Source organism: Enterobacter sp. CFEC122, from assembly GCF_052983755.1.
The window spans coordinates 50,292-75,956 of the sequence record NZ_JBRIQR010000024.1; the positions used below are offsets into that span (position 1 = coordinate 50,292).

General features: G+C 55.5%; 28 protein-coding genes. 20 read left to right on the top strand and 8 right to left on the bottom strand.

Features of this window, described 5'->3' with window-relative positions; all coding sequences use genetic code 11:
* Positions 1-2 precede the first annotated feature (2 nt).
* The 6 genes from hflC (at position 3) to rlmB (ending at position 6,575) form a co-directional block, all read left to right on the top strand.
* Positions 3-1,007, top strand: a complete 1,005-nt coding sequence (gene hflC / locus ACVCAM_RS16965) for a protease modulator HflC (RefSeq protein WP_008502916.1) — start codon at positions 3-5, stop codon at positions 1,005-1,007.
* A 71-nt stretch (positions 1,008-1,078) separates the two neighbouring features.
* On the top strand, positions 1,079-1,276 hold the full coding sequence (locus ACVCAM_RS16970; RefSeq protein ID WP_003855996.1) for a DUF2065 domain-containing protein: 198 nt from the start codon (positions 1,079-1,081) through the stop codon (positions 1,274-1,276).
* Between the two features lie 104 nt (positions 1,277-1,380).
* The gene (locus ACVCAM_RS16975; RefSeq protein ID WP_006178975.1) at positions 1,381-2,679 is read left to right on the top strand and encodes an adenylosuccinate synthase; all 1,299 of its coding nucleotides are present in this window, start codon (positions 1,381-1,383) and stop codon (positions 2,677-2,679) included.
* Between the two features lie 192 nt (positions 2,680-2,871).
* Positions 2,872-3,297 carry a nitric oxide-sensing transcriptional repressor NsrR gene (gene nsrR, locus ACVCAM_RS16980; protein ID WP_023293453.1) on the top strand — a complete coding sequence of 142 codons (426 nt, stop codon included), beginning with the start codon at positions 2,872-2,874 and terminating at the stop codon, positions 3,295-3,297.
* Positions 3,298-3,335: 38 nt separating this feature from the next.
* Positions 3,336-5,777, top strand: coding sequence for a ribonuclease R (gene rnr, locus ACVCAM_RS16985; RefSeq protein ID WP_008502912.1), 2,442 nt, complete (start codon positions 3,336-3,338; stop codon positions 5,775-5,777).
* Positions 5,778-5,843: 66 nt separating this feature from the next.
* Entirely contained in the window at positions 5,844-6,575 is a 732-nt protein-coding gene (rlmB, locus tag ACVCAM_RS16990) for a 23S rRNA (guanosine(2251)-2'-O)-methyltransferase RlmB (RefSeq protein ID WP_008502911.1), read from the top strand.
* Between the two features lie 91 nt (positions 6,576-6,666).
* Here rlmB and ACVCAM_RS16995 read toward each other — a convergent pair whose 3' ends face one another.
* Positions 6,667-7,941 carry an MFS transporter gene (locus ACVCAM_RS16995; RefSeq protein WP_023326551.1) on the bottom strand — a complete coding sequence of 425 codons (1,275 nt, stop codon included), beginning with the start codon at positions 7,939-7,941 and terminating at the stop codon, positions 6,667-6,669.
* 194 nt (positions 7,942-8,135) lie between these two features.
* Here ACVCAM_RS16995 and ACVCAM_RS17000 point away from each other — a divergent pair, with 194 nt between their 5' ends.
* Complete coding sequence (locus ACVCAM_RS17000; RefSeq protein ID WP_407222993.1) at positions 8,136-9,758, top strand: isovaleryl-CoA dehydrogenase; 1,623 nt, start codon at positions 8,136-8,138, stop codon at positions 9,756-9,758.
* Here ACVCAM_RS17000 and ACVCAM_RS17005 read toward each other — a convergent pair.
* From ACVCAM_RS17005 to bsmA, 3 genes are all read right to left on the bottom strand, one after another.
* Positions 9,755-11,686, bottom strand: coding sequence for a methyl-accepting chemotaxis protein (locus tag ACVCAM_RS17005; protein ID WP_032675817.1), 1,932 nt, complete (start codon positions 11,684-11,686; stop codon positions 9,755-9,757). The genes ACVCAM_RS17000 and ACVCAM_RS17005 overlap by 4 nt on opposite strands.
* 172 nt (positions 11,687-11,858) lie before the next feature.
* Entirely contained in the window at positions 11,859-12,146 is a 288-nt protein-coding gene (yjfN, locus tag ACVCAM_RS17010; protein WP_021240708.1) for a DUF1471 family protease activator YjfN, read from the bottom strand.
* 136 nt (positions 12,147-12,282) lie between these two features.
* Positions 12,283-12,612: a biofilm peroxide resistance protein BsmA gene (bsmA, locus tag ACVCAM_RS17015; RefSeq protein WP_023616161.1), complete on the bottom strand. Its 330-nt coding sequence runs from the start codon at positions 12,610-12,612 to the stop codon at positions 12,283-12,285.
* A gap of 137 nt (positions 12,613-12,749) precedes the next feature.
* On the opposite strand from bsmA, the gene yjfP reads away from it, so the two are divergent.
* Positions 12,750-13,472: an esterase gene (yjfP, locus tag ACVCAM_RS17020; RefSeq protein ID WP_025911918.1), complete on the top strand. Its 723-nt coding sequence runs from the start codon at positions 12,750-12,752 to the stop codon at positions 13,470-13,472.
* Here yjfP and ulaR read toward each other — a convergent pair.
* Both ulaR and ulaG read right to left on the bottom strand, forming a co-directional pair.
* A complete protein-coding gene (ulaR, locus tag ACVCAM_RS17025; RefSeq protein WP_407222995.1) occupies positions 13,469-14,224 on the bottom strand; it encodes an HTH-type transcriptional regulator UlaR in 756 nt (251 codons plus the stop codon). The two genes, yjfP and ulaR, sit on opposite strands and share 4 nt — an antisense overlap.
* A 109-nt stretch (positions 14,225-14,333) precedes the next feature.
* Positions 14,334-15,398, bottom strand: a complete 1,065-nt coding sequence (gene ulaG / locus ACVCAM_RS17030; protein WP_006810379.1) for an L-ascorbate 6-phosphate lactonase — start codon at positions 15,396-15,398, stop codon at positions 14,334-14,336.
* A 359-nt stretch (positions 15,399-15,757) separates the two neighbouring features.
* Here ulaG and ulaA point away from each other — a divergent pair, with 359 nt between their 5' ends.
* From ulaA to ACVCAM_RS17060, 6 genes are read left to right on the top strand one after another with little or no spacing between them, the layout of a single operon-like run.
* Positions 15,758-17,158, top strand: coding sequence for a PTS ascorbate transporter subunit IIC (ulaA, locus tag ACVCAM_RS17035; protein WP_021240705.1), 1,401 nt, complete (start codon positions 15,758-15,760; stop codon positions 17,156-17,158).
* A 12-nt stretch (positions 17,159-17,170) separates the two neighbouring features.
* Entirely contained in the window at positions 17,171-17,476 is a 306-nt protein-coding gene (gene ulaB / locus ACVCAM_RS17040) for a PTS ascorbate transporter subunit IIB (RefSeq protein ID WP_003856022.1), read from the top strand.
* A gap of 9 nt (positions 17,477-17,485) precedes the next feature.
* A complete protein-coding gene (ulaC, locus tag ACVCAM_RS17045) occupies positions 17,486-17,953 on the top strand; it encodes a PTS ascorbate transporter subunit IIA (RefSeq protein WP_003856024.1) in 468 nt (155 codons plus the stop codon).
* Positions 17,954-17,965: 12 nt separating this feature from the next.
* Positions 17,966-18,616, top strand: a complete 651-nt coding sequence (ulaD, locus tag ACVCAM_RS17050) for a 3-keto-L-gulonate-6-phosphate decarboxylase UlaD (protein WP_008502901.1) — start codon at positions 17,966-17,968, stop codon at positions 18,614-18,616.
* 9 nt (positions 18,617-18,625) lie between these two features.
* Entirely contained in the window at positions 18,626-19,486 is an 861-nt protein-coding gene (locus tag ACVCAM_RS17055) for an L-ribulose-5-phosphate 3-epimerase (protein WP_025911928.1), read from the top strand.
* Positions 19,479-20,165 carry an L-ribulose-5-phosphate 4-epimerase gene (locus ACVCAM_RS17060; protein WP_025911930.1) on the top strand — a complete coding sequence of 229 codons (687 nt, stop codon included), beginning with the start codon at positions 19,479-19,481 and terminating at the stop codon, positions 20,163-20,165. The genes ACVCAM_RS17055 and ACVCAM_RS17060 overlap by 8 nt, the downstream gene beginning before the upstream one ends.
* A gap of 140 nt (positions 20,166-20,305) precedes the next feature.
* Here the strand turns inward: ACVCAM_RS17060 and yjfY are convergent, their stop codons facing one another.
* The gene (gene yjfY, locus ACVCAM_RS17065; protein WP_008502898.1) at positions 20,306-20,581 is read right to left on the bottom strand and encodes a DUF1471 family protein YjfY; all 276 of its coding nucleotides are present in this window, start codon (positions 20,579-20,581) and stop codon (positions 20,306-20,308) included.
* A 341-nt stretch (positions 20,582-20,922) separates the two neighbouring features.
* Here yjfY and rpsF point away from each other — a divergent pair, with 341 nt between their 5' ends.
* The 4 genes from rpsF to rplI are packed head-to-tail and all read left to right on the top strand — an operon-like array spanning position 20,923 to position 22,362.
* Positions 20,923-21,318, top strand: coding sequence for a 30S ribosomal protein S6 (gene rpsF / locus ACVCAM_RS17070; protein ID WP_008502896.1), 396 nt, complete (start codon positions 20,923-20,925; stop codon positions 21,316-21,318).
* Between the two features lie 6 nt (positions 21,319-21,324).
* Positions 21,325-21,639: a primosomal replication protein N gene (gene priB / locus ACVCAM_RS17075; protein WP_008502895.1), complete on the top strand. Its 315-nt coding sequence runs from the start codon at positions 21,325-21,327 to the stop codon at positions 21,637-21,639.
* Positions 21,640-21,643: 4 nt separating this feature from the next.
* Complete coding sequence (gene rpsR / locus ACVCAM_RS17080; protein WP_000135199.1) at positions 21,644-21,871, top strand: 30S ribosomal protein S18; 228 nt, start codon at positions 21,644-21,646, stop codon at positions 21,869-21,871.
* A gap of 41 nt (positions 21,872-21,912) precedes the next feature.
* Positions 21,913-22,362 (top strand): 50S ribosomal protein L9, encoded by a 450-nt coding sequence (gene rplI / locus ACVCAM_RS17085; protein WP_008502894.1) that lies wholly within the window; start codon positions 21,913-21,915, stop codon positions 22,360-22,362.
* A gap of 68 nt (positions 22,363-22,430) precedes the next feature.
* Here the strand turns inward: rplI and ACVCAM_RS17090 are convergent, their stop codons facing one another.
* Positions 22,431-23,075 carry an OapA family protein gene (locus ACVCAM_RS17090; protein WP_008502893.1) on the bottom strand — a complete coding sequence of 215 codons (645 nt, stop codon included), beginning with the start codon at positions 23,073-23,075 and terminating at the stop codon, positions 22,431-22,433.
* Positions 23,076-23,308: 233 nt separating this feature from the next.
* Between ACVCAM_RS17090 and fklB the strand changes: the two genes are divergently transcribed.
* Together fklB and cycA are read left to right on the top strand one after the other, a co-directional pair.
* A complete protein-coding gene (gene fklB, locus ACVCAM_RS17095) occupies positions 23,309-23,929 on the top strand; it encodes an FKBP-type peptidyl-prolyl cis-trans isomerase (protein ID WP_008502892.1) in 621 nt (206 codons plus the stop codon).
* A 312-nt stretch (positions 23,930-24,241) separates the two neighbouring features.
* A complete protein-coding gene (cycA, locus tag ACVCAM_RS17100) occupies positions 24,242-25,651 on the top strand; it encodes a D-serine/D-alanine/glycine transporter (protein WP_407222997.1) in 1,410 nt (469 codons plus the stop codon).
* Positions 25,652-25,665: the final 14 nt, after the last annotated feature.

A 25,665-nucleotide genomic window follows, 5' to 3' on the forward strand; every position in this document is an offset into this window, starting at 1 on the left:
GGATGCGTAAGTCAGTTATTGCGATCATCGTCATCGTACTGGTCGTGCTTTATACCTCGATCTTTGTGGTGAAAGAGGGCGAGCGTGGGATCAAGTTCCAGTTCAGCAGCGTCGTGCGTGATGGCGACAAACGCCCGGTGATCTACGAACCGGGTCTGCACTTCAAGGTGCCGTTCATTCAGTCAGTGAAAACGCTTGATGCGCGTATCCAGACTATGGATAACCAGGCCGACCGTTTCGTGACTAAAGAGAAGAAAGACCTGATCGTTGATTCCTATATCAAATGGCGCATCAGCGATTTCAGCCGTTACTTCCTGGCAACGGGCGGCGGTGACGTTTCTCAGGCAGAAGTGCTGCTGAAACGTAAGTTCTCTGACCGTCTGCGTTCTGAGATTGGTCGTCTGGATGTGAAAGACATCGTGACCGACTCCCGTGGCCGTCTGACCCTGGAAGTTCGCGATGCGCTGAACTCTGGCACAGCGGGCACTGAAGATGAAGTTTCAACGCCGGCAGCAGATGATGCGATTGCCAAAGCGGCTGAGCGCGTTCAGGCTGAAACCAACGGTAAAGTGCCGGTGATCAACCCGAACAGTATGGCTGCGCTGGGTATTGAAGTGGTAGACGTGCGTATCAAGCAGATCAACCTGCCGGTGGAAGTGTCCGAGGCGATTTACAACCGTATGCGCGCCGAGCGTGAAGCGGTCGCCCGTCGTCACCGTTCACAGGGCCAGGAAGAGGCGGAGAAGCTGCGTGCTGCTGCGGACTACGAAGTGGCCAAAACGCTGGCGGAATCTGAGCGTCAGGGCCGTATCCTGCGTGGTGAAGGTGATGCCGAGGCGGCGAAGCTGTTTGCCGATGCCTTCAGTCAGGATCCTGACTTCTATGCCTTTATCCGTAGCCTGCGTGCTTACGAGAATAGCTTCCAGAGCAACCAGGATGTGATGGTGCTCAGCCCGGACAGCGATTTCTTCCGTTATATGAAGACGCCGACTAACGCAACGCGATAAACTCAGGCTCGTTTGAGTATTCAAACCACCGCTCCCCACGGAGCGGTGGTTTTCTTTTATAAGGAACAAAAATGAATTCAACGATCTGGCTCGCGCTGGCCCTGGTCCTGGTGCTGGAAGGTCTGGGACCGATGCTCTATCCACGCGCCTGGCGTCGAATGATCGCCACCATGAGCCAACTGCCGGATAATATTTTACGTCGTTTTGGCGGCGGTCTTGTGGTTGCGGGCATCGTGATCTACTACATGTTGAGGAAAACGATTGGCTGATCAAAAAGTGGTCGGATTTGGGATATTCTGAGGTCAAAAAGTGCTGTATATCTGAAAAAGCGATGGTAGAATCCATTTTTAAGCAAACGGTGATTTTGAAAAAAATGGGTAACAACGTCGTCGTACTGGGCACCCAATGGGGTGACGAAGGTAAAGGGAAGATTGTTGATCTTCTGACTGAACGGGCTAAATATGTTGTGCGCTACCAGGGCGGTCACAACGCAGGCCATACTCTCGTAATCAACGGTGAAAAAACCGTCCTCCATCTTATTCCATCAGGCATTCTTCGCGAAAACGTCACCAGCATCATCGGTAACGGCGTTGTGCTGTCTCCAGCGGCGCTGATGAAAGAGATGAAAGGTCTGGAAGACCGTGGTATCCCGGTTCGCGAGCGTCTGCTGCTCTCCGAAGCCTGCCCGCTGATCCTGGACTATCACGTGGCGCTGGACGTTGCGCGTGAAAAAGCCCGCGGCGCGAAAGCGATCGGCACCACCGGTCGTGGTATCGGCCCGGCTTACGAGGATAAAGTTGCACGTCGCGGTCTGCGCGTGGGTGACCTCTTCGACAAAGCAACCTTCGCTGAAAAACTGAAAGAAGTGATGGAATATCACAACTTCCAGCTGGTGAACTTCTACAAAGCTGACGCTGTTGACTACCAGAAAGTGCTGGATGACGTCATGGCGATTGCAGACATTCTGACCGGTATGGTTGTTGATGTGTCCGATCTGCTGGACCAGGCGCGCAAGCGTGGCGATTTCGTCATGTTCGAAGGTGCGCAGGGTACGCTGCTGGACATCGACCACGGTACCTATCCGTACGTAACCTCTTCCAACACCACCGCGGGTGGCGTGGCGACCGGCTCTGGCCTGGGTCCACGTTATGTGGATTACGTTCTGGGCATCATCAAAGCGTACTCCACTCGCGTGGGTGCAGGTCCATTCCCGACCGAACTGTTTGATGAAACCGGCGAGTTCCTGTGCAAGCAGGGTAACGAGTTTGGCGCGACCACCGGTCGTCGTCGTCGTACCGGCTGGCTGGATGCGGTTGCCGTGCGTCGTGCAGTGCAGATCAACTCCCTGTCTGGCTTCTGCCTGACCAAGCTGGACGTACTGGACGGCCTGAAAGAAGTGAAAATCTGCGTAGGCTACCGTATGCCTGATGGCCGCGAAGTGACCACCACGCCGCTGGCTGCTGACGACTGGGAAGGCATTGAGCCAATCTACGAAACCATGCCGGGCTGGTCTGAGACCACTTTCGGTGTGAAAGAGCGTAGCGGCCTGCCGCAGGCGGCGCTGGATTACATCAAGCGTATTGAAGAACTGACCGAAGTGCCGATCGATATTATTTCTACCGGCCCGGATCGTACTGAAACGATGATCCTGCGCGACCCGTTCGACGCATAATCTTCGTGACTGCTGGCCTGCGGGGAGACCCGTAGGCCGGATAAGCGTAGCGCCATCCGGCGACCGCTCCTGGATCTCCGCTTTTTCGCCCCGTCTGTCAAATAAATTAGCCGCTAACTATCTGGCTGGTTTATCATCATTAATGAATATCTCTGCGGTTTGTCCGCGATTTCCCTTTTTCCTGAGGTTGATGTGCAGTTAACAAGTTTCACCGATTACGGCTTACGCGCGCTGATCTACATGGCGTCGTTACCCGATGGGAAAATGACCAGTATCTCTGAAGTCACAGAGGTCTACGGCGTATCCCGTAATCATATGGTCAAAATAATCAATCAACTTAGTCGTGCCGGATACGTTGCTGCCGTCCGCGGGAAGAATGGTGGGATCCGTCTCGGTAAACCGGCACAGAGTATTCGTGTTGGCGATGTGGTACGTGAACTGGAGCCGCTGTCTCTGGTGAACTGCAGCAGCGAGTTCTGCCACATCACGCCCGCCTGCCGCCTGAAAAAGGCGCTTTCTAAGGCCGTGCAAAGTTTTCTCAAGGAGCTGGATAACTACACGCTGGCCGATTTGGTTGAAGAGAATCAACCGCTTTATAAATTATTGCTGGTGGAATGAAGAAAATTTCCACCGGAGCTGACAACGGAGGAACCGACATGTCACACGATCCTTTCCAGGAACGCGAAGCCGAAAAATACGCGAATCCTATCCCCAGCCGCGAGTTCATCATTGAACACTTAACAAAACGCGAAAAACCCGCCAATCGTGAAGAACTTGCTGTTGAATTAAACATTGAAGGTGAAGAGCAAATTGAAGCCCTTCGCCGCCGCCTGCGCGCGATGGAGCGTGACGGGCAGCTGGTCTTTACCCGCCGCCAGTGCTACGCGCTGCCAGAACGCCTCGATCTGCTGAAAGGGACCGTCATTGGTCACCGCGATGGCTTCGGCTTCCTGCGGGTGGAAGGCCGTAAAGACGATCTGTATCTCTCATCTGAACAGATGAAAATGTGCATCCACGGCGACCAAATTCTGGCGCAGCCGCTGGGCGCTGACCGTAAAGGTCGCCGAGAAGCGCGCGTCGTGCGCGTCCTGGTGCCAAAAACCAGCCAGATTGTTGGTCGCTACTTTACCGACGCGGGCGTGGGCTTCGTGGTGCCGGACGACAGCCGTCTGAGCTTCGACATTCTGATCCCACCTGAAGAGGTGATGGGCGCCCGCATGGGCTTTGTGGTGGTGGTGGAACTCACCCAGCGCCCAACCCGTCGCACCAAAGCGGTAGGTAAAATCGTCGAAGTGCTGGGCGATAATATGGGCACCGGCATGGCCGTTGATATGGCGCTGCGCACCCACGAAATTCCATACATCTGGCCGAAAGCGGTTGAAGAGCAGATCGAAAGCCTGCGCGAAGAAGTGCCGGAAGAATCCAAAGTGGGCCGCGTGGATCTCCGCTCCCTGCCGCTGGTTACGATCGACGGTGAAGACGCCCGTGACTTCGATGACGCCGTCTACTGCGAGAAAAAACGCGGTGGCGGCTGGCGTCTGTGGGTAGCGATTGCAGACGTAAGCTACTATGTTCGTCCGCATACCCCGCTGGATAACGAAGCGCGCAGCCGTGGTACCTCGGTCTACTTCCCGTCGCAGGTTGTACCGATGCTGCCGGAAGTGCTGTCTAACGGCCTGTGTTCCCTGAACCCGCAGGTTGACCGCCTCTGTATGGTTTGCGAGATGACCATCTCCAACAAAGGGCGCTTAACTGGCTATAAATTCTACGAAGCGGTGATGAGCTCGCACGCGCGTCTGACCTACACCAAGGTCTGGCATATGCTGCAGGGCGACCAGGATCTGCGCGAACAGTACGCGCCGCTGGTCAAACACATCGAAGAGCTGCATAACCTCTACAAAACGCTGGATCAGGCGCGCGAAGAGCGCGGCGGGATCTCCTTTGAGAGCGAAGAGGCGAAATTTATCTTCAACGCCGAGCGCCGCATTGAGCGCATCGAGCAGACTCAGCGTAACGATGCGCACAAGCTGATTGAAGAGTGTATGATCCTGGCGAACATCTCGGCGGCACGCTTCGTTGAGAAAGCCAAAGAGCCTGCGCTGTTTCGTATTCACGATAAACCGTCGACGGAAGCCATCACCGCGTTCCGCTCCGTGCTGGCCGAGCTCGGTCTGGAGCTGCCGGGCGGCAATAAGCCAGAGCCGCGCGATTACGCCGAGCTGCTGGAATCCATTAGCGATCGTCCTGATGCAGAAATGCTACAGACAATGCTGCTGCGCTCGATGAAGCAGGCGATTTACGATCCGGAAAACCGCGGTCACTTCGGCCTGGCGCTGCAGTCTTACGCCCACTTTACGTCGCCGATCCGTCGTTACCCTGACCTTTCGCTGCACCGTGCGATCAAGTATCTGCTGGCGCAGGAGCAGGGCCATAAAGGGAACACCACTGAAACCGGTGGCTACCACTATTCGATGGAAGAGATGCTGCAGCTGGGTCAGCACTGCTCCATGACCGAACGCCGTGCCGATGAGGCCACCCGCGACGTGGCGGACTGGCTGAAATGTGACTTTATGCTGGACCAGGTCGGTAACGTCTTCAAAGGCGTGATTGCCAGCGTGACCGGCTTTGGCTTCTTCGTTCGTCTGGACGAGCTGTTTATCGACGGTCTGGTGCACGTCTCCAGCCTGGATAACGACTACTACCGCTTCGACCAGGTCGGTCAGCGTCTGATCGGCGAATCTGGCGGCCAGACCTATCGTCTGGGCGACCGTGTGGAAGTGAAGGTTGAGGCCGTGAATATGGACGACCGTAAAATCGACTTCAGCCTGATCTCCAGCGAGCGCGCGCCGCGTAACGTCGGTAAAACCGAGCGCGAAAGAGCGAAAAAAGGCGGAAACGGCAAAACGAGCGGCAAGCGCCGTCAGGCCGGTAAGAAGGTGAACTTCGAGCCGGACAGCGCGTTCCGCGGTGAGAAGAAGCAGAAGCCGAAGGCGGCGAAGAAAGAAGCCCGTGCCGCGAAGAAACCTTCCGCGAAGACACAGAAAATAGCGGCCGCCACCAAAGCGAAGCGCGCGGCTAAGAAAAAGCAGGCGGAGTAAATTCTCCCCTCACCCTGACCCTCTCCCCAACCGGGAGAGGGGAAATACTTATTACGAGAACCATCAATGAGTGAAATGATTTACGGCATCCACGCGGTGCAGGCCCTTCTCGAGCGCGCACCGGAGCGTTTTCAGGAAGTGTTTATTCTGAAAGGGCGTGAAGACAAACGTCTGATGCCGCTGATCCACGCCCTGGAAGCGCAGGGCGTGGTGATCCAGCTGGCTAACCGCCAGTTCCTGGATGAGAAAAGTGAAGGCGCGGTTCACCAGGGGATCATTGCCCGCGTGAAGCCGGGCCGTCAGTATCAGGAAAACGATCTGCCGGATCTGATCGCTGAGCTCGAGAATCCGTTCTTCCTGATCCTCGATGGCGTTACCGATCCGCACAACCTCGGCGCGTGTCTGCGTAGTGCGGATGCGGCGGGCGTGCATGCGGTGATCGTGCCGAAAGATCGCTCCGCGCAGCTGAACGCGACGGCGAAGAAAGTGGCCTGCGGCGCGGCGGAAAACGTTCCGCTGATCCGCGTGACCAACCTGGCGCGCACCATGCGTATGCTGCAGGAAGAGAACATCTGGATCGTCGGCACGGCCGGTGAAGCGGATCATACCCTGTATCAGAGCAAAATGACCGGCCGTCTGGCGCTGGTGATGGGGGCGGAAGGTGAAGGTATGCGTCGCCTGACGCGCGAGCACTGCGACGAGCTGATCAGCATCCCGATGGCGGGCAGCGTGTCCTCCCTGAACGTGTCTGTTGCGACGGGCATCTGCCTGTTTGAAGCGGTGCGTCAGCGCGGGTAGCCTGTTATGCCGGGTGGCGGCTTCGCCTTACCCGGCCTACAAAGGCACGGTACCGTAGGCCCGGTAAGCGTAGCGCCACCGGGCATTAACCTCATTCCTCCAGTGACCGCAAATGGTCATCCTTCCTCAGCGTCATCAGCGCGAAAATACTCACTACTGCCGTCGCCATCACGTAGTACGCCGGAATATCCAGATTGCCCGTCTGCTTAATCAGCCCGGTTATGATTAACCCTGCGCATCCCGAGAAAATCGCGTTCGATAACGAATAGGCCAGCCCCAGGCCCGTATAGCGCACGCGCGTCGGGAACATCTCAGAGAGCATCGCCGGGCCCGGCCCCGCCAACATCCCCACCAGACCGCCCGCAATCAATACCACTATCGCTTTCACCGCCAGCGTGCTGGACTCCGCCTGCAGAAGTTTCAGCAGCGGCAGGGCGAGGATCAGCAGCAGCGCGGTGGCGATAATCATCACCGTGCGACGCCCGATCCGATCGCTCAGGATCCCCGACGGAATGATCGTCAGCGCAAACCCAACGTTCGAAATCACTGCGATCAACAGCGCCTGATTAAACCCGGTGTGCAGCGCCGACTGCAGATAGGTCGGCATAATGACCAGGTAGGTGTACCCCGCCGCAGACCAGACCATCACGCGGCCAATCCCCATCACGATGGCCCGGAGCGTGGCGGCAATGTCCGCCTGAGCGACGGCCGGTTTGTCCTGCTGCTGCACAAAGCTGGGTGTCTCCTCCATGCTGACGCGAAGCCACAGCGCAACAGCGCCCATGGGCAGCGCCAGGAAGAAAGGAATGCGCCAGCCCCAGTCGTGCAGGGCTTCAGGCGTGAGAAGGGCGGAGAGCAGCGCCACGATGCCGGCGCCCGCTAACAGCCCCAGCGCCACGGTAAAGGACTGCCAGGCACCATAGAGCCCGCGCTTGCCTCGCGGGGCGAACTCCGTCATCAGCGAGACTGCACCGCCGTACTCGCCGCCCGCGAACAGCCCCTGCAGGATCCGAAGCAGCGTAACGATCAGCGGTGCGGCAATCCCGATGCTGGCGTAGACCGGCACAATGCCGATGGCGGCGGTGGCCAGCGTCATCAGCACCAGCACAATGATTAGCGTCGGCTTACGGCCAATCCGGTCGCCGATGCGGCCAAACACCACCGCCCCCAGCGGGCGGAAGAAGAAGGCGATGGCAAATGAGGCGTAGGTGAGGATCAGGCTGGTAAGCCCCGCTTCCCCTTCAAGCTGAAAGAAGTTCTTCGCAATGACGGTCGCCAGAAAACCGTAGACCGCAAACTCATACCACTCGATAAAGTTACCAATGGAGCCGGCAATTAATGCTCGCTTGTGCGCATCCGGTTGCATAACTTTCCTCACTGAAAGGGGGAGAGAATAAATTATTCAACAAAAGCGAAGTCATGAAATAGTTTATTCTTATGTTCTGTGAGCTATTTCACGAATGATATCTGCGGGATCGTGAACGTGTGACTCCCCTCCCATGCAGCGTGTGCGCGGTCTGTCCATACTTATCGTCATTGCCACTGAAGGAGGGAGACAGTATGCACTGGCAGACTCATACCGTTTTCAATCAACCTGCACCACTCTCTAACAGCAACCTTTTTCTCTCGGACTGCGCGCTGCGTGACGCAGTCTCGCGTGAGGGTGCCGAGTGGGATATCGAACTGCTCGCCAGCATCGGGCAGCAGTTAGGTACCGCAGAGTCGCTGGAGCTGGGCAGGCTGGCGAACGTGAATCCGCCGGAGTTGCTTCGCTATGACGCTACCGGAGAGCGGCTGGATGACGTTCGCTTTCACCCGGCATGGCTCCTGCTGATGCAGGGGCTGTGTGCCAATCGGGTACATAACCTGGCATGGGAAGAGGAGGCGCGTAAGGGGGCGTTTGTCGCCCGGGCCGCACGCTTTGTGCTTCATGCTCAGGTTGAGGCAGGCACGCTTTGTCCCGTCACCATGACGTTTGCCGCGACACCGCTCCTGCAGCAGGCACTCCCTAAACTATTTCACGACTGGCTGACGCCGCTGCTCAGCGATCGCTACGATCCTCATCTGGCGCCTGGCGCGCAAAAACGCGGCCTGCTGATCGGTATGGGGATGACGGAAAAACAGGGCGGCTCGGACGTGCTGAGCAACACCACCAAAGCGGAAAAATGCAGCGACGGCAGCTACCGGCTGGTGGGCCATAAATGGTTTTTCTCCGTCCCGCAAAGCGATGCGCATCTGGTGCTGGCACAGGCGAAGGGCGGGTTGTCCTGCTTTTTTGTGCCGCGTTTTTTACCTGACGGACAGCGCAACGCCGTCCGGCTGGAGCGCCTTAAGGACAAGCTCGGGAACCGCTCCAACGCCAGCAGCGAGGTAGAGTTTCTTGATGCCTCCGGCTGGCTGCTGGGGGAAGAGGGCGAAGGGGTACGGCAGATCCTCAAAATGGGCGGCCTGACGCGCTTTGACTGCGCGCTGGGCAGCCACGGACTGATGCGTCGTGCGCTGTCCGTGGCGCTATACCACGCGCATCAGCGTCAGACCTTCGGCAAAAATCTTATCGATCAGCCGCTCATGCGTGAGGTGTTAAGTCGGATGGCGCTGGTGCTGGAGGGGCAAACGGCGCTGCTGTTTCGCCTGGCCCGGGCGTGGGATAAACGCGCGGATCCCCAGGAAGCGGCATGGGCGCGGCTGTTTACCCCGGCCGCGAAATTTAGCGTGTGCAAAGCGGGCATCCCGTTTGTGGCGGAAGCGATGGAGGTGCTGGGCGGAGTCGGGTACTGCGAGGAGAGCGAACTTCCCCGCCTGTATCGCGAGATGCCGGTGAACAGCATCTGGGAAGGGTCCGGCAATATCATGTGCCTGGACGTGCTGCGCGTGCTGGCGAAGCAGCCGGGTATTCACGATCTGCTTGCCGATGAGTTTGCACAGGTAAAAGGGCAGGACAGACACTTCGACCGCAGCTGGCGACAGCTTCAGCAAAAACTGCGTAAACCGCAGGAGGCGCAGGGGCGGGAAATTGCGCAGCAGCTTTTCCTGCTGGGGGCCGGAAGCGAAATGCTGCGGCACGCATCGCCCCCGGTGGCGCAGGCGTGGTGCCGCATGATGCTGGATACCCGTGGCGGTACGCTGATGAGCGAGCAGGTGCAAAATGACCTGCTGCTGCGTGCGACGGGCAGAGTCGGTTAGTCTTTTAGCTGGAACAGACTCACCAGTTGAGCCAGATGTGACCCCTTCTCGCGCAGCGTTTGAGCGGTTTGTTCGCTGCGTGAGATACGATCCGCATTAATATGCGACGCTTCGCCAATGTGGGTCATGGCGAGATTCACCTGGCCAATCCCTGCGGACTGCTCGCGTGAGGCATGGTTAATCTCGGTGACCAGCTGGCTGATGTTATCGATATGAATGATGATGTCATCCATCGCCAGGCGCGTCTGTTCAGACAGCGCATGGCCTTCGCTCACTTTCCTGAGCGTATCGCCAATCAGCTGTTCAATCTCCTTCACCGCGTTGGCGCTGCGTCCGGCCAGGGCGCGAACTTCCTGCGCAACCACCGCAAACCCTTTCCCATGCTCGCCCGCGCGGGCCGCTTCCACTGCCGCATTCAGCGCCAGGATATTGGTCTGGAAAGCGATGGACTCAATCACACGCGTGATGTCTTCGATGCGTTTTGACGCCTCGCGAATGTCGTCCATGGTCGACACGGCGTGGGTGACCGTCTCACCGCCCTGATGGACCGCGAGGGAGGTTTCACCCACCAGCTGCTGCGTTTGCTCCATGTTGGCGGCATTTTGCTGTACGGTGGCGGCCAGCTGCTCCATGCTGGCGGAGGTCTCTTCCACGCTGCTGGCCTGCTTGTTGATCTGCTCAGAAATCTCGCCGGTATCGGAAGCCAGCGCGTTAGTGCCCAAATGGATCTCGCCTGCGGCCTCGCGAACCTGCAGAACAATTTTTTGCAGGCCTCCGCCGATGCCGTTAATGGCGTCGATCAGCTGGCCGACTTCGTCCTGACGCGTCACGGGCAGGCTGGAACGGAGATCCCCTGCAGCATATTGCCGGGCAAGATGGATCACATGGCTCAGCGGCCGGGTCAGCATACGGCGAATAAGGACCACAAACAGACCAGCAAACAGGATAGATAAGACCACGCCGGCCAGCAGGAAGCGATCGCGCATGGCGTTAACGCTTGCGAGCAGCACCGATTTATCCACTTCGCCCACGATAGTCCAGTTCCAGCCTGGCAGCGGGGTATACGCCATTTTAAGCGTGCGGCCGTCGTCGCTTACGCGTTCCAGGGTGCCGGGCTTGTCACCCAGAAGCTGCTGCTGCGTCGCGTCGTCCCACTTCGGCAACTGCCCCTCTTCACCGGCATGGAACAGGTATTGCCCGCGCGTTTTGCCGTTGCTGCGATCCAGCACGAAGAAGTGACCGCTCTCGCCCAGGCGGCGGGTGAGGATTTTCTCGCGCATGACGTTCCAGGAGTGCGTAATGTCCACGCCAACAAAGACGATCGCAATGACCTGTCCTTCGGCGTTTTTAACCGGCTGATACTGGGTGATATAGCGTTTGCCAAACAGCAGCGCCAGTCCGCGGTAGACTTCCCCTCTGTTGACGGCGGCAAAGGCCGGGCTGGCGGTATCCAGCACGGTGCCCATCGCCCGCTCGCCATTCTCTTTACGCAGGGAGGTGGCTACGCGAACAAAGTCATTACCGCTGCGTACAAACAGCGTCGAAATGGCTCCCGTACGGTTCAGGAACTCGTCAGACAGGGTGTTGTTTTGATGCAGTCCGGTATCACCGCCTTTCAGAAGCGGGACGCTGAGTCCGTTAATCGTCTGAGCCTGGGAAGTATCAATATTCAGTGGCTGCGGTAAAAAGGTGGTAAACAGCCGGGTATAACTCTCAACCTCTTCACTCAGGCTGGTGTTAAACATCTGCACCATGTCGACCATGCCGGTGGACTGATTGTGCAGGTCTTCTACCGCAAGGGCTTCAAGCTGCTGGCTGGCTTTTTGACTGAGCAGAAAAGTGAAAAGCAGAAACAGCGTGGCGACACTGACGCCCGTCAGCAGCGACAGCTTCGCCCCCAGGCCTGCACGGCGAAAAACGTTGATCATAAATTGCTCATCATTGAATAGGTGTGGTTCTTCAACGGCAGAGCGGAGATTACGTTTACTGAATTAATGTAACAAAATGTTATTTTGTTGTTATTGATTGGTTTTTCATAAGATAAAAAATTTGCAAAAGCGAAAAGCCACTAAAAATAAGTGGCTTTTATCAGGAGGGAGTTTACACGTAGAGAATGGCCTGTACCCGCCAGTGGTCGATATGGTTATCTTCCTGCATCTGGATGATGCGATACCAGGAAGCACCCTGCTCATCGGCCTTTAATGCCACGACGCGTTCAACGTCTTGCGGGCTCCCCGAGATATTATTCACGGAGATCTGGCCAATTTCATTCAGGCCAGTTACACAGTCAGCACTGGCGAATTCTGCTGACTGCGCGGTGGTGCTCACCAGGCCTGCGGAGAGCAACAGAGAGGTCAAAGCAAGAGTTCGTTTCATCGTCAGCTCCATTTCACATATTTCCGGTATCCGCCGGGCAATCCTTCGCGAATAAACTCCCATCCCTTGTCGCTGGCATGGAGTTTATTGTGGACAGGAAAATGTCTATGGACGCAAAGCAGTGTAAATGTCGTTCAAAGGTAAACCATTATTTTCGGTACAAAATGGCCTGTGAATACCACTGCCCCGTTATGATGGTTTCGTCGATCATAATAATGACGTAATAATCTGCTTTGGCGGCGACGGCTTGTGCCTTTATTGCCTCTTCTGCGTCATCCGGCGAACCGCGAACCAGCGCGGAGACGGTGCCCATTCGTTGTAATCCTTCCGTCTGATTACGACGAATCTCCTGCGGATGATCGGCAACCGGGGGAGCGGGTTGCGGTGTTCCCTGCAGTGCGCTACAGCCGCTGAGCAGAAACACCAGCAATAAAGCAGCAAACCTGTGCATAACCATATCTCGTTTCCTGATAGCCATAGTGTAGTTGTCTGTGAATTTAGTTTTGGGGGAATGTTCCCGAAGTGTTAGCTGGGACGTAATTTTCGAATGAAAATAGCCTGAAACCGTAATCCAGTTCTCAACATTATGAATCATCCATTCGTGCAGGGTCGACAATGATTGAAATTGAAATACGCCATCTCGGCGACCATGAAATTTTACACGCTATGCCAGCGGGTAAACGTGATAAACCGCTGCCTGTTGTGGTTTTTTATCATGGATTTACCTCATCGAAGCTGGTTTACAGTTACTTTGCGGTCGCGCTGGCGCAGGCAGGTTTTCGCGTGGTGATGCCGGATGCGCCTGACCACGGCGCACGATTTATGGGTAATGAGCAGGCGCGCCTTGGGCAGTTCTGGCACATACTGCACGGGAGTCTGACCGAGTTTGCCGGGTTGCGCGATGCGCTTTATGAGGCAGGGCTGGTGGCCGAGAATCGTCTGGCCGTGGCCGGGGCGTCAATGGGCGGTATGACAGCCCTGGGGATCATGACGCACCATCCAGAAGTGAGGTCGGTCGCCTGTCTGATGGGCTCGGGTTATTTTACCTCGCTGGCGAAGACCCTTTTTCCCCCTCAGGATTTAGCGGAAATCACCGCGAGGCTGGAAGAGTGGGAAGTAACCCGGGCATTGCCGCGCCTCGCAGATCGCCCGCTTTTGCTGTGGCACGGTGATGCGGATGATGTAGTGCCACCTGACGGTACCTTCCGCCTGCAGCAGGCGTTAAAGAAGGACGGGCTGGACGGTAATCTGACCTGTTTGTGGGAATCAGGCGTTCGCCACCGCATCACGCCAGCGGCGCTGGACGCCACGGTAGCGTTTTTCCGCCAGCACCTTTAAACGCGCAGCACTTTTACTCCCTGATCTTCCAGCTTCTGGAGGATCTCGGGGTTAGCCCCTTTGCCGGTGATCACCAGGTCGATCTGTTCTGCGCGGCTGAACAGCATGCCTGCGCGTTCACCGACTTTACTGCTGTCGACCAGCACCACGAGTTTGCCTACCACGTTGAGCATGTTTTGTTCCGCCATCGCGGTCAGCATATCGGTTTTATACAAACCTTCAGCGGTCAGGCCTTTGCCGCTGGTAAACATCCAGTGTCCGGCGTAGAGACTGTTTTCGCTGTCCTGTGGGCTAAGCGTAATCGACTGACTTTTATTGTACTGACCACCCATGATCACCACGCTCTCATGCTCCTGATCGATGAGATAGTTGGCGAGCGGTAAGTAGTTCGTGATGATTTGCACCGGCTTGCCGCACATCTCGCGGCCCAGCAAAAACGCCGTAGAGCCGCAGTTGATAACGACGCTCTCACCGGGATTCACCAGCTGCGACGCGGCTCTGGCGATCCGCACTTTTTCATCGTGATTCTGCGCCTGATGAATGTTCATCGGCGTCCAGCGGGGGCGCTGCTGGCTAATGGCTTCCGCACCGTTGCGAACTTTTTTCAGCTTGCCGCTTTCATCCAGCTTGTTAATGTCTCGCCGCGCGGTGGCAGGGGAAATCCCTAAACGTTCGATCACTTTCTCGACGGTGATAAACCCTGTTTGCGCCAGGAGTTCCAGTAAAAATTGATGCCGTTGCGCTTCCGTCATGAGCTATTCCGATAAGAATTGATTTGAAAAGATGATATTTGAAATAGCGTGAAATTACTAAAATAAATATGAAATCGCCAGACACAAGTCTGGCGATGTGGCCTCGGAATCAGAGGAAGGACTTAAACGGCAGGTCAGGCTCAATGGTGAAGCAATCATCGAAACCACGCGGGTAGTGGTACTCAAGATTGTCTTTGTCCAGCGGCCAGGTGAACTTGCCGCCTACCTGCCAGATAAATGGCTTGAAGCCGTACTTCAGGCGGTCTTTTTTCATCTCCCACAACACGCGAATTTCCTGCGGATCGGCCTGGAAGTTTGACCAGATATCGTGGTGGAACGGAATAACGACTTTGGTGTTCAGCGCTTCCGCCATGCGCAGCATGTCGGCGCTGGTCATTTTATCCGTAATACCGCGCGGGTTCTCGCCGTAGGAGCCCAGGGCCACGTCAATCTGATGCTCGTTACCGTGCTTAGCGTAGTAGTTGGAGTAGTGGGAGTCACCGCTGTGATACAGGGAGCCGCCCGGCGTTTTGAACAGGTAGTTCACCGCGCGCTCGTCCATGCCGTCTGGCAGTACACCTGCCGCTTTTTGATCGGCCGGCAGCGTAATCAGAGCGGTACGGTCAAAGGCATCAAGAGCATGGATTTCAATGTCTTTGATTTTCACCACGTCGCCCGGTTTCATCACGATGCAGCGCTCTTTCGGCACACCCCAGCCAATCCAGAGATCCACGCAGGTCTGCGGCCCGATAAACGGCACATCGTCCGCGCAGTTTTGCATCACCGCAGCCGCCACGTTTACATCAATATGGTCGTTGTGATCGTGGGTAGAGAGTACGGCATCGATCTGACGAATGGCAAAAGGATCCAGCACAAACGGTGTAGTACGCAGGTTCGGCTGGAGTTTTTCAACGCCGGCCATACGCTGCATCTGGTGGCCTTTTTTCATCAGCGGGTTACCGTGGCTCTGTTTGCCGGTGCCGCACCAGAAATCGACGCAGATATTGGCGCCACCTTCTGATTTCAGCCAGATCCCGGTGCAGCCCAGCCACCACATTGCAAACGTGCCAGGAGCAACCTGTTCCTGCTCGATTTCTTCGTTCAGCCAGCTACCCCACTCCGGAAAGGTGCTCAGAATCCATGATTCACGGGTGATGGTTTTCACTTTACTCATCGTTTTGACTCCTGGTTTTAATCAAAAGTAATCACATTGTGATTCGTTGTGATTAATGCTGGCACCATTTTACGCGCTTTGCAATAGCGAAAATGCGGAATTTTATCTGCTCAACGTCACAGACTCTCTGCTTGTTACTTGTTAGATTATCGCGCAATAAACATTAATTTCATGAATTATAAGGACTAATTTATTTCTTTTGTGCGGTAGTGAAAATCATTACTAACTGAAGGGAAATAAATTGCGTGATGCGTCACAAATAATCAAATTCAATCTTGTGGTGATTATTTGTGATTAATAGAGTGATGGCACCAACCGCACAGGGATTGCCCCTCGTGTTCTCATTTCTGGAGAGAGTTATGGAGATCCTCTACAACGTCTTTACCGTTTTCTTTAATCAGGTAATGACCAACGCCCCGCTGTTGCTGGGTATCGTGACGTGCCTGGGATATATCCTGCTGCGTAAAAGCGTCAGCGTGATTATTAAAGGCACCATCAAAACCATTATCGGTTTCATGTTGTTGCAGGCGGGGTCGGGCATACTGACCAGCACGTTTAAGCCAGTCGTTGCCAAAATGTCGGAAGTGTATGGCATTAATGGGGCTATCTCTGATACCTACGCCTCAATGATGGCGACCATCGATCGTATGGGCGATGCCTATAGCTGGGTAGGTTACGCCGTTCTGCTCGCGCTGGCGCTGAACATTATCTATGTTCTGCTGCGCCGCATTACCGGTATTCGCACCATCATGCTCACCGGGCACATTATGTTCCAGCAGGCGGGGCTGATTGCGGTTTCTCTCTATATCTTCGGTTACCCAATGTGGACCACGATTATCTGCACCGCGGTGCTGGTCTCGCTCTACTGGGGTATCACCTCCAACATGATGTACAAGCCAACCCAGATAGTGACCGACGGTTGCGGTTTTTCCATCGGTCACCAGCAACAGTTTGCTGCCTGGATTGCTTATAAAGTTGCGCCGTACCTGGGTAAAAAAGAAGAGAGTGTTGAAGACCTTAAGCTGCCTGGCTGGCTGAATATCTTCCATGACAACATCGTGTCGACCGCGATTGTGATGACCCTCTTCTTCGGCGCCATTCTGCTCTCCTTCGGTATTGATGTGGTGCAGGCGATGGCGGGGAAAACCCACTGGACGGTTTACATCCTGCAGACCGGTTTCTCTTTCGCCGTGGCTATTTTCATCATTACTCAGGGCGTGCGTATGTTCGTCGCCGAACTGTCTGAAGCTTTCAACGGTATCTCTCAGCGCCTGATTCCTGGCGCGGTACTGGCCATCGACTGTGCCGCTATCTATAGCTTCGCGCCAAACGCGGTGGTCTGGGGCTTTATGTGGGGCACCATCGGCCAGCTGATTGCGGTGGGCATCCTGGTCGGCTGCGGCTCCTCAATCCTGATTATTCCGGGCTTTATCCCGATGTTCTTCTCCAACGCCACCATCGGCGTATTCGCTAACCACTTCGGCGGCTGGCGCGCGGCGCTCAAGATCTGCCTGGTAATGGGCATGGTTGAAATCTTTGGCTGCGTGTGGGCGGTCAAGCTCACCGGTATGAGCGCCTGGATGGGCATGGCGGACTGGTCAATTCTGGCACCGCCGATGATGCAGGGTTTTGCCTCCATCGGACTGATCTTTATGGCCATCATCATCCTGATTGCTCTGGCTTATATGTTCTTCGCTGGCCGTTCGCTGCGAGCTGAAGAAGATGCGGAAAAACAAACAGCAGAAGTGTCTGCTCATTAAGGAGTTTCGATTATGACCGTACGTATCCTGGCTGTGTGTGGTAATGGGCAAGGCAGCTCCATGATCATGAAGATGAAAGTGGACCAGTTTTTAACCCAGTCCAACATCGACCACACGGTGAACAGCTGCGCAGTGGGTGAATACAAAAGTGAGCTGAACGGCGCGGACATCATCATCGCCTCTACTCATATCGCCGGCGAAATTAGTGTGTCGGGTAATAAATATGTGGTGGGCGTACGCAACATGCTGTCGCCTGCGGATTTCGGACCAAAACTGCTGGAAGTGATCAAAGAACACTTCCCACAAGACGTGAAGTAAGGACGCCACATGAAACTACGTGATTCGCTGGCAGAGAATAACTCCATCCTTTTACAGGCCGAAGCCAGTACCTGGCAGGAAGCGGTGAAGCTGAGTGTGGATCTGCTGGTTAAGGCTGACGTTGTCGAGCCGCGTTACTACCAGGCGATTCTGGATGGCGTGGCGCAGCATGGCCCTTACTTTGTGATTGCGCCAGGCCTGGCGATGCCGCATGGCCGCCCGGAAGAGGGCGTCAAGAAAACCGGCTTCGCGCTGGTGACGCTGAAAACGCCGCTGGTGTTTAACCACGAAGATAACGACCCGGTCGACATCCTTATCACTATGGCGGCTGTCGATGCCAATACCCACCAGGAGGTGGGCATCATGCAGATCGTCAATCTGTTTGATGACGAAGCCAATTTTGACCGTTTACGCGCCTGCCGCACCGCGCAGGACGTGCTGGATTTAATTGATAACGCCACTGCGGCGGCCGTTTAAGAGGAATTGAATATGTCATTACCCATGTTGCAAGTTGCGCTGGATAACCAAACGCTGTCTCACGCTTACGAAACCACCCGCCTGATTGCGGAAGAAGTGGACATCATTGAAGTGGGTACCATTCTGTGCGTGGGCGAAGGCGTTCGTGCGGTTCGTGACCTGAAAGCGCTCTATCCGCATAAAATCGTGCTGGCGGATGCCAAAATCGCCGACGCAGGCAAAATCCTCTCCCGCATGTGCTTCGAAGCCAACGCCGACTGGGTCACCGTGATCTGCTGTGCGGATATCAACACCGCCAAAGGCGCGCTGGACGTGGCAAAAGAGTTTAATGGCGACGTGCAGATTGAGCTGACCGGCTTCTGGACCTGGGAGCAGGCCCAGGAGTGGCGCGACGCGGGCATTCAGCAGGTGGTATATCACCGCAGCCGTGATGCCCAGGCCGCAGGTGTGGCGTGGGGCGAGGCGGATATCAGCGCCATCAAACGTCTGGCCGATATGGGTTTCAAAGTGACCGTCACTGGCGGTCTGGCGCTGGAAGATCTGCCGCTGTTCAAGGGCATTCCGATTCACGTCTTTATTGCCGGTCGCAGCATTCGTGATGCGGCGTCCCCGGTGGAAGCCGCGCGTCAGTTCAAACGCTCAATCGCTCAGCTTTGGGGCTAAGGAGCGGGTATGTTGTCAAAACAGGTCCCGCTTGGCATCTATGAAAAGGCACTCCCTGCGGGGGAGTGCTGGCTGGAGCGGTTACAGCTGGCGAAGCAGCTGGGTTTCGATTTTGTCGAAATGTCGGTGGATGAGACGGACGAGCGTCTTGCTCGCCTCGACTGGAGCCGCGAACAGCGCCTGGCACTGGTAAGCGCCATCGCGGAAACGGGCGTGCGCGTGCCATCCATGTGCCTGAGCGCTCACCGCCGTTTTCCGCTCGGCAGCGAAGATGATGCCGTGCGCGCGCAGGGGCTGGAGATCATGCGTAAAGCCATCCGCTTTGCGCAGGACGTGGGTATCCGCGTGATCCAGCTGGCGGGTTATGACGTTTACTATCAGGAAGCCAACAATGAAACGCGCCGTCGTTTCCGTGATGGTCTGAAAGAGAGCGTTGAGATGGCCAGCCGTGCGCAGGTCACGCTGGCAATGGAGATCATGGATTACCCGCTGATGAACTCCATCAGTAAGGCGCTGGGCTACGCGCACTATCTGAACAACCCGTGGTTCCAGCTTTATCCCGATATCGGCAACCTGTCGGCATGGGATAACGACGTGCAGATGGAGCTGCAGGCAGGCATAGGGCATATCGTGGCGGTGCACGTCAAAGATACCCGTCCTGGCGTGTTTAAAAACGTACCGTTCGGCACCGGGGTGGTGGATTTCGAACGGTGCTTCGAGACGCTCAAGCAGACAGGCTATTGCGGGCCTTACCTGATTGAGATGTGGAGCGAAACGTCGGACAACCCTGCTGCGGAAGTAGCAAAGGCGCGGGACTGGGTGCGCGAGCGTATGGCGCGCGCGGGATTACTGGAGGCTGAACATGCTTAAGCTTAAACAGCAGGTCTTTGAAGCCAACATGGATCTGCCCCGCTACGGCCTGGTCACCTTCACCTGGGGTAACGTCAGCGCTATCGATCGCGAGCAGGGGCTGATCGTGATTAAGCCGAGCGGTGTGGCGTATGACACCATGAAGGCTGACGATATGGTGGTGGTCGATCTTGAAGGAAACGTCGTTGACGGTAAATGGCGTCCTTCTTCGGACACGGCGACCCATCTGGCGCTGTATCGGCGTTATCCGTCCCTTGGCGGTGTGGTGCATACTCACTCCACGCACGCGACCGCCTGGGCACAGGCGGGGCTGGCGATTCCGGCGCTGGGCACGACACATGCGGACTACTTCTTTGGCGACATCCCCTGCACGCGCGCATTAACGCAGGATGAAGTGGAAGGAGAGTACGAGCTCAACACCGGAAAGGTGATTATCGACACGCTGGGAGAATGCGAGCCGCTGCATACGCCGGGGATTGTGGTGTATCAGCACGGCCCGTTCGCCTGGGGAAAAGATGCCCACGACGCCGTCCATAATGCGGTCGTCATGGAGGAAGTGGCACGTATGGCGTGGATTGCCCGCGGCATTAACCCACAGCTTCAGGGCATTGATGATTACCTGATGAACAAGCATTTCATGCGCAAGCATGGCCCGAATGCCTATTACGGGCAGAAGTGAATAAGTGCTCTGGAATACCGAAAAACAGTTGTAACCGGTGGTATTCCGGAGCCATTCACAAAAAAAGCCCCCGGGCAGGGGGCAACGTCAACTATGGCTATGTTCTCGTTGTTGGCTTTCCTGGTGCTAGCGTTAAGGCGTTATCGGTAAATATCTGCACTGGCGTGCATATTGCCGTTGCTGCCGGGCTCACGGATTAACATCACGTGGTAATAGGTTGCGCCCTGGGCGTCGGTCTCTTCATTTAGTGCCTGATCTGCTTCGCTTTCGGTGGCGAAATTATGATTAATATAGATTACGCCTAAGCTGTGCACATCATCCATGTTTCTGGCCTGTCGGCTGTCTATCTTGATGGCTGCCATCGCGTTTGCACTGAGCAAAAGCGCCGCCATTATGGCTAATGCGATTTTTTTCATGATATGCGCTCCACGACTGCGTGCTGTGAGAGGGGGGATGCTCCTTCTTCTGTTTCGGTTATCTCTGATTAAAGTGTAATCATTCCTCCGGCGGGGATGCGTGACCATTTCTGATGCAGTTGTTCAAAAAAACACCGCTTACGGATGTGAGTAATTTTAAATCACCCACTTAGACCCGCTTCGCGCTTTGTGCGAATTATTTGTGCAATCAGCTTGAGTTTCCAGGGGCGCGCAAGTATTATGACGCGTCAATTTTTCAGCCGACCTTTAACACGTTCCTTGCCTCCCCGGGCCTCGGCTGACCCAGACAGGAGGCTGAATAATCCGTAAGGAGCAATTCGATGCGTCATTACGAAATCGTTTTTATGGTCCATCCTGACCAGAGCGAACAGGTTCCGGGTATGATCGAGCGCTACACTGGTGCAATCACTGCAGCAGCGGGCACGATCCACCGTCTGGAAGACTGGGGCCGCCGTCAGCTGGCTTATCCGATCAACAAACTGCACAAAGCACACTACGTTCTGATGAACGTTGAAGCGCCGCAGGAAGTGATCGATGAGCTGGAAACTAACTTCCGCTTCAACGATGCCGTTATCCGCAGCATGGTTATGCGTACCAAAAACGCAGTGACCGAAGCATCTCCGATGGTTAAAGCGAAAGACGAGCGCCGTGAGCGTCGCGATGATTTCGCAAACGAAACCGCAGATGATTCTGATGCTGGGGATTCTGAAGAGTAATTTCTGATGACCAACCGTCTGGCGTTGTCCGGCATCGTATGCAGGGCTCCCCTTCGAAAGGTCAGTCCATCAGGAATTCCGCATTGCCAGTTCGTGCTTGAGCATCGTTCTGTGCAAGAGGAAGCCGGGTTTCACCGGCAGGCGTGGTGCCAAATGCCCGTTATTATTAGCGGACACGAAAACCAGGCCATTACTCACAGTTTAACGGTCGGTAGTGCAGTAATCGTTCAGGGGTTCATCTCTTGCCACAAGGCAAAGAACGGTCTGAGCAAAATGGTTCTGCATGCCGAGCAGATTGATTTGATAGATTCTGGAGACTAGCCATATGGCACGTTATTTCCGTCGTCGCAAGTTCTGCCGTTTCACCGCGGAAGGCGTTCAAGAGATCGACTATAAAGATATCGCAACGCTGAAAAACTACATCACCGAAAGCGGTAAGATTGTCCCAAGCCGTATCACCGGTACTCGTGCAAAATATCAGCGTCAGCTGGCTCGCGCTATCAAACGCGCTCGCTACCTGTCCCTGCTGCCGTACACTGATCGTCATCAGTAATCGGGCACGGTCCATTAATACGACTTTAAGAGGATAAGGTAATGCAAGTTATTCTGCTTGATAAAGTAGCAAACCTGGGCAGCCTGGGTGATCAGGTAAACGTTAAAGCGGGTTACGCTCGTAACTTCCTGGTTCCACAGGGTAAAGCTGTTCCAGCTACCAAGAAAAACGTAGAGTTTTTCGAAGCACGTCGCGCTGAACTGGAAGCCAAACTGGCTGACGTTCTGGCGGCTGCTAACGCTCGCGCTGAAGCAATCAACGCACTGGGCACCGTTACCATCGCGTCCAAAGCTGGCGACGAAGGTAAACTGTTCGGTTCCATCGGTACCCGCGATATCGCTGATGCAGTTTCTGCAGCAGGCGTTAAAGTGGCTAAGAGCGAAGTTCGTCTGCCGAACGGCGTTCTGCGTACCACTGGTGAGCACGAAGTTGACTTCCAGGTTCACAGCGAAGTGTTCGCTAAACTGGTTGTTAACGTTGTAGCTGAGTAATTTTTTACTCTGCTCACGTTGAAACGCCGGCCTTGTGCCGGCGTTTTGCTTTTTACAGAACCCCGCCCTTAACGTACCCTGATAAAGCTGCCGTCTGTCTGGCGGGTAAACAGCACCTGTTGTCCATTTCCGGTATCAATCGTTAATCCTGTCACCACCCCGCTGGCATTCTGGCGAATTTGCACCATCTGGCCGTTCTGCAGGTTACTGAGCGGTTTACCCGCGCCTTCCACCTTCGCCATGGCATACACGTCTGTCGGCGGCAGGTTGTGGTCACGGAACAGCTGCGCCAGCGTTTTACCCGGCTCTACGCGATAGGAACGCCACTGTTGCTCAATGCCGGTGGGCTGTTGGGTCTGAGGCTGAGACGGGGCGGCGGCCTGTTCCTGTGGCTGTTCGTCCTGAATCGGCTCTGGCTCAACCGGCGCGACCTGACCCGGATCGTTAGACGGGGTAACGAGCTGCGTCTGCATCGGCTGTGCGTCAGGCTGCGGTCGCGTTTGCGACTGAAGGTCCAGCTGAGCATTGCGGGTGACGGGGGCAGTATCAACATCATCGCCACCGGAAGGAAGCAGGAAGCCCACAATCACCATCAGCGCACCAATGATGATCCCTCTGCGATGCAGAGGAGGCAGCGGATCCATGATGCGAAAATTGTCCGGCGCCTGCCAGATTTTCGCCAGGGTAGGTTTCAGTTCAAATCGCCCGGGCATGGCACTCCTCCTGCTCCGCGTATTTTTTATCCTGTGCCCCGAAGTATAGTTTGCTAACTGCCTGAACGGCGTAGTAAACCCGACATCCGTGACATCAGTTCGGGATTAATCCTGGTTCTCTCTATTGTTTCTGTTTCGTCGCGGTTTGTCACCTTAACTTCAGACAAAGTTTTACCCATAAGGGCATGGCTGATATGCTGCCCGCTACTTTAAATGTGATGGAAGGAAAACCCATGACCACCCCGACTTTTGACACTATCGAAGCGCAGGCAAGTTACGGTATCGGCTTGCAGGTAGGACAGCAGCTGAGCGAATCCGGCCTGGAAGGTCTGTTACCTGAAGCGCTGGTGGCGGGTATCGCTGACGCGCTGGAAGGTAAACAGCCTGCCGTTCCGGTTGACGTTGTGCACCGTGCGCTGCGTGAAATCCACGAGCGTGCTGACGCCGTGCGTCGCGCGCGCTTTGAAGAGATGGCCGCCGAAGGTGTGAAATATCTGGAAGAGAACCGTGAGCGTGAAGGCGTGAACAGCACCGAGTCTGGTCTGCAGTTCCGCGTGATCAATCAGGGCGATGGCGCAATCCCGGCGCGTACCGACCACGTTCGCGTACACTACACCGGTAAGCTGATCGACGGTACCGTCTTCGACAGCTCCGTCGCGCGCGGCGAACCGGCTGAGTTCCCGGTGAATGGCGTTATCGCGGGCTGGATCGAAGCGCTGACCCTGATGCCAGTCGGTTCCAAATGGGAACTGACTATCCCGCACAACCTGGCTTACGGCGAGCGTGGCGCTGGCGCGTCCATCCCGCCATTCAGCACTCTGGTCTTTGAAGTCGAGCTGCTGGAAATTCTGTAATCGACTTTTCTTATTTCCTCTCCCCGGTTGGGGAGGGGAAAATAGCGTGAAAACCTATAGTTAAGTCGGAATCAATATTTTATCTTGCAAACGAAACTGTTGCGTGTATTTTTGTGAGCTGTTTCGCGCTGCATGAGTGATATGACACTCACTTTCAACATATTATTAACATAATATCTAAATCATAGTATTCATCCCGCCGATTCTTACCTAATATCGATTAGCCCTAACAAGGGAACGTCATTTTTTTGACGTATTTAAAGGCCAGAAGAGCCTTAACAACACAGACAGGCATAAACAGGAAAATATCACATGGTAGATCAGGTCAAAGTCGTCGCCGACGAAGAGGCGTCGTCTGAACAGTCGCTACGGCGCAATCTCACAAACCGTCATATTCAGCTCATTGCTATTGGGGGTGCCATCGGTACCGGGCTGTTTATGGGGTCAGGCAAAACCATCAGTCTCGCCGGACCGTCAATCATATTCGTTTATATGATTATCGGTTTTATGCTGTTCTTCGTGATGCGTGCAATGGGTGAGCTGCTGCTCTCGAACCTCGAATACAAATCCTTCAGCGACTTCGCTTCAGACCTGCTCGGGCCATGGGCGGGCTATTTCACCGGCTGGACCTACTGGTTCTGCTGGGTCGTGACCGGTATGGCGGACGTCGTGGCGATAACCGCCTATGCGCAGTTCTGGTTCCCCGGGCTGTCGGACTGGGTGGCCTCGCTGGCGGTTATTGTTCTGCTGCTGAGCCTGAACCTCGCCACCGTTAAAATGTTCGGTGAGATGGAGTTCTGGTTCGCGATGATCAAAATCGTGGCCATCGTTGGGCTCATCGTAGTAGGCCTGGTGATGGTGCTCACCCACTTCCAGTCACCAACCGGCGTTCAGGCGTCGTTTACCCATCTGTGGAATGATGGAGGCTGGTTCCCGAAAGGCATTAGCGGCTTCTTTGCTGGCTTCCAGATTGCGGTGTTCGCGTTTGTAGGGATTGAGCTTGTCGGAACGACCGCTGCGGAAACCAAAGATCCGGAGAAGTCTCTCCCGCGCGCCATCAACTCCATTCCGGTGCGTATCATCATGTTCTACGTCTTCGCGCTGATCATCATTATGTCCGTGACGCCGTGGAGCTCGGTGGTGCCAAGCAAGAGCCCGTTCGTTGAGCTGTTCGTGCTGGTGGGGCTGCCTGCGGCAGCGAGCCTGATTAACTTCGTGGTGCTGACCTCTGCAGCGTCTTCCGCGAACAGCGGCGTGTTCTCAACCAGCCGTATGCTGTTTGGTCTGGCGCAGGAAGGTGTGGCGCCGAGCGCGTTCGCCAAGCTGTCTAAGCGTGCGGTACCTGCGAAAGGGCTGACCTTCTCCTGCATGTGCCTGCTGGGCGGCGTGGTGATGCTCTACGTAAACCCAAGCGTGATTGGCGCGTTCACCATGATTACCACGGTCTCAGCGATCCTGTTTATGTTCGTCTGGACCATCATCCTCTGTTCCTATCTGGTGTACCGCAAACAGCGCCCACACCTGCATGAAAAATCGATCTACAAGATGCCGCAGGGCAAGCTGATGTGCTGGGTATGCATGGCGTTCTTCGTCTTCGTGCTGGTTCTGCTGACGCTGGAAGATGATACCCGTCAGGCGCTGATCGTCACGCCGCTGTGGTTTATCGCGCTGGGGCTGGGCTGGATGTTTATCGGTAAGAAACGGATGGCTGGCATGCGTTAAGCATGTTGCCGGGT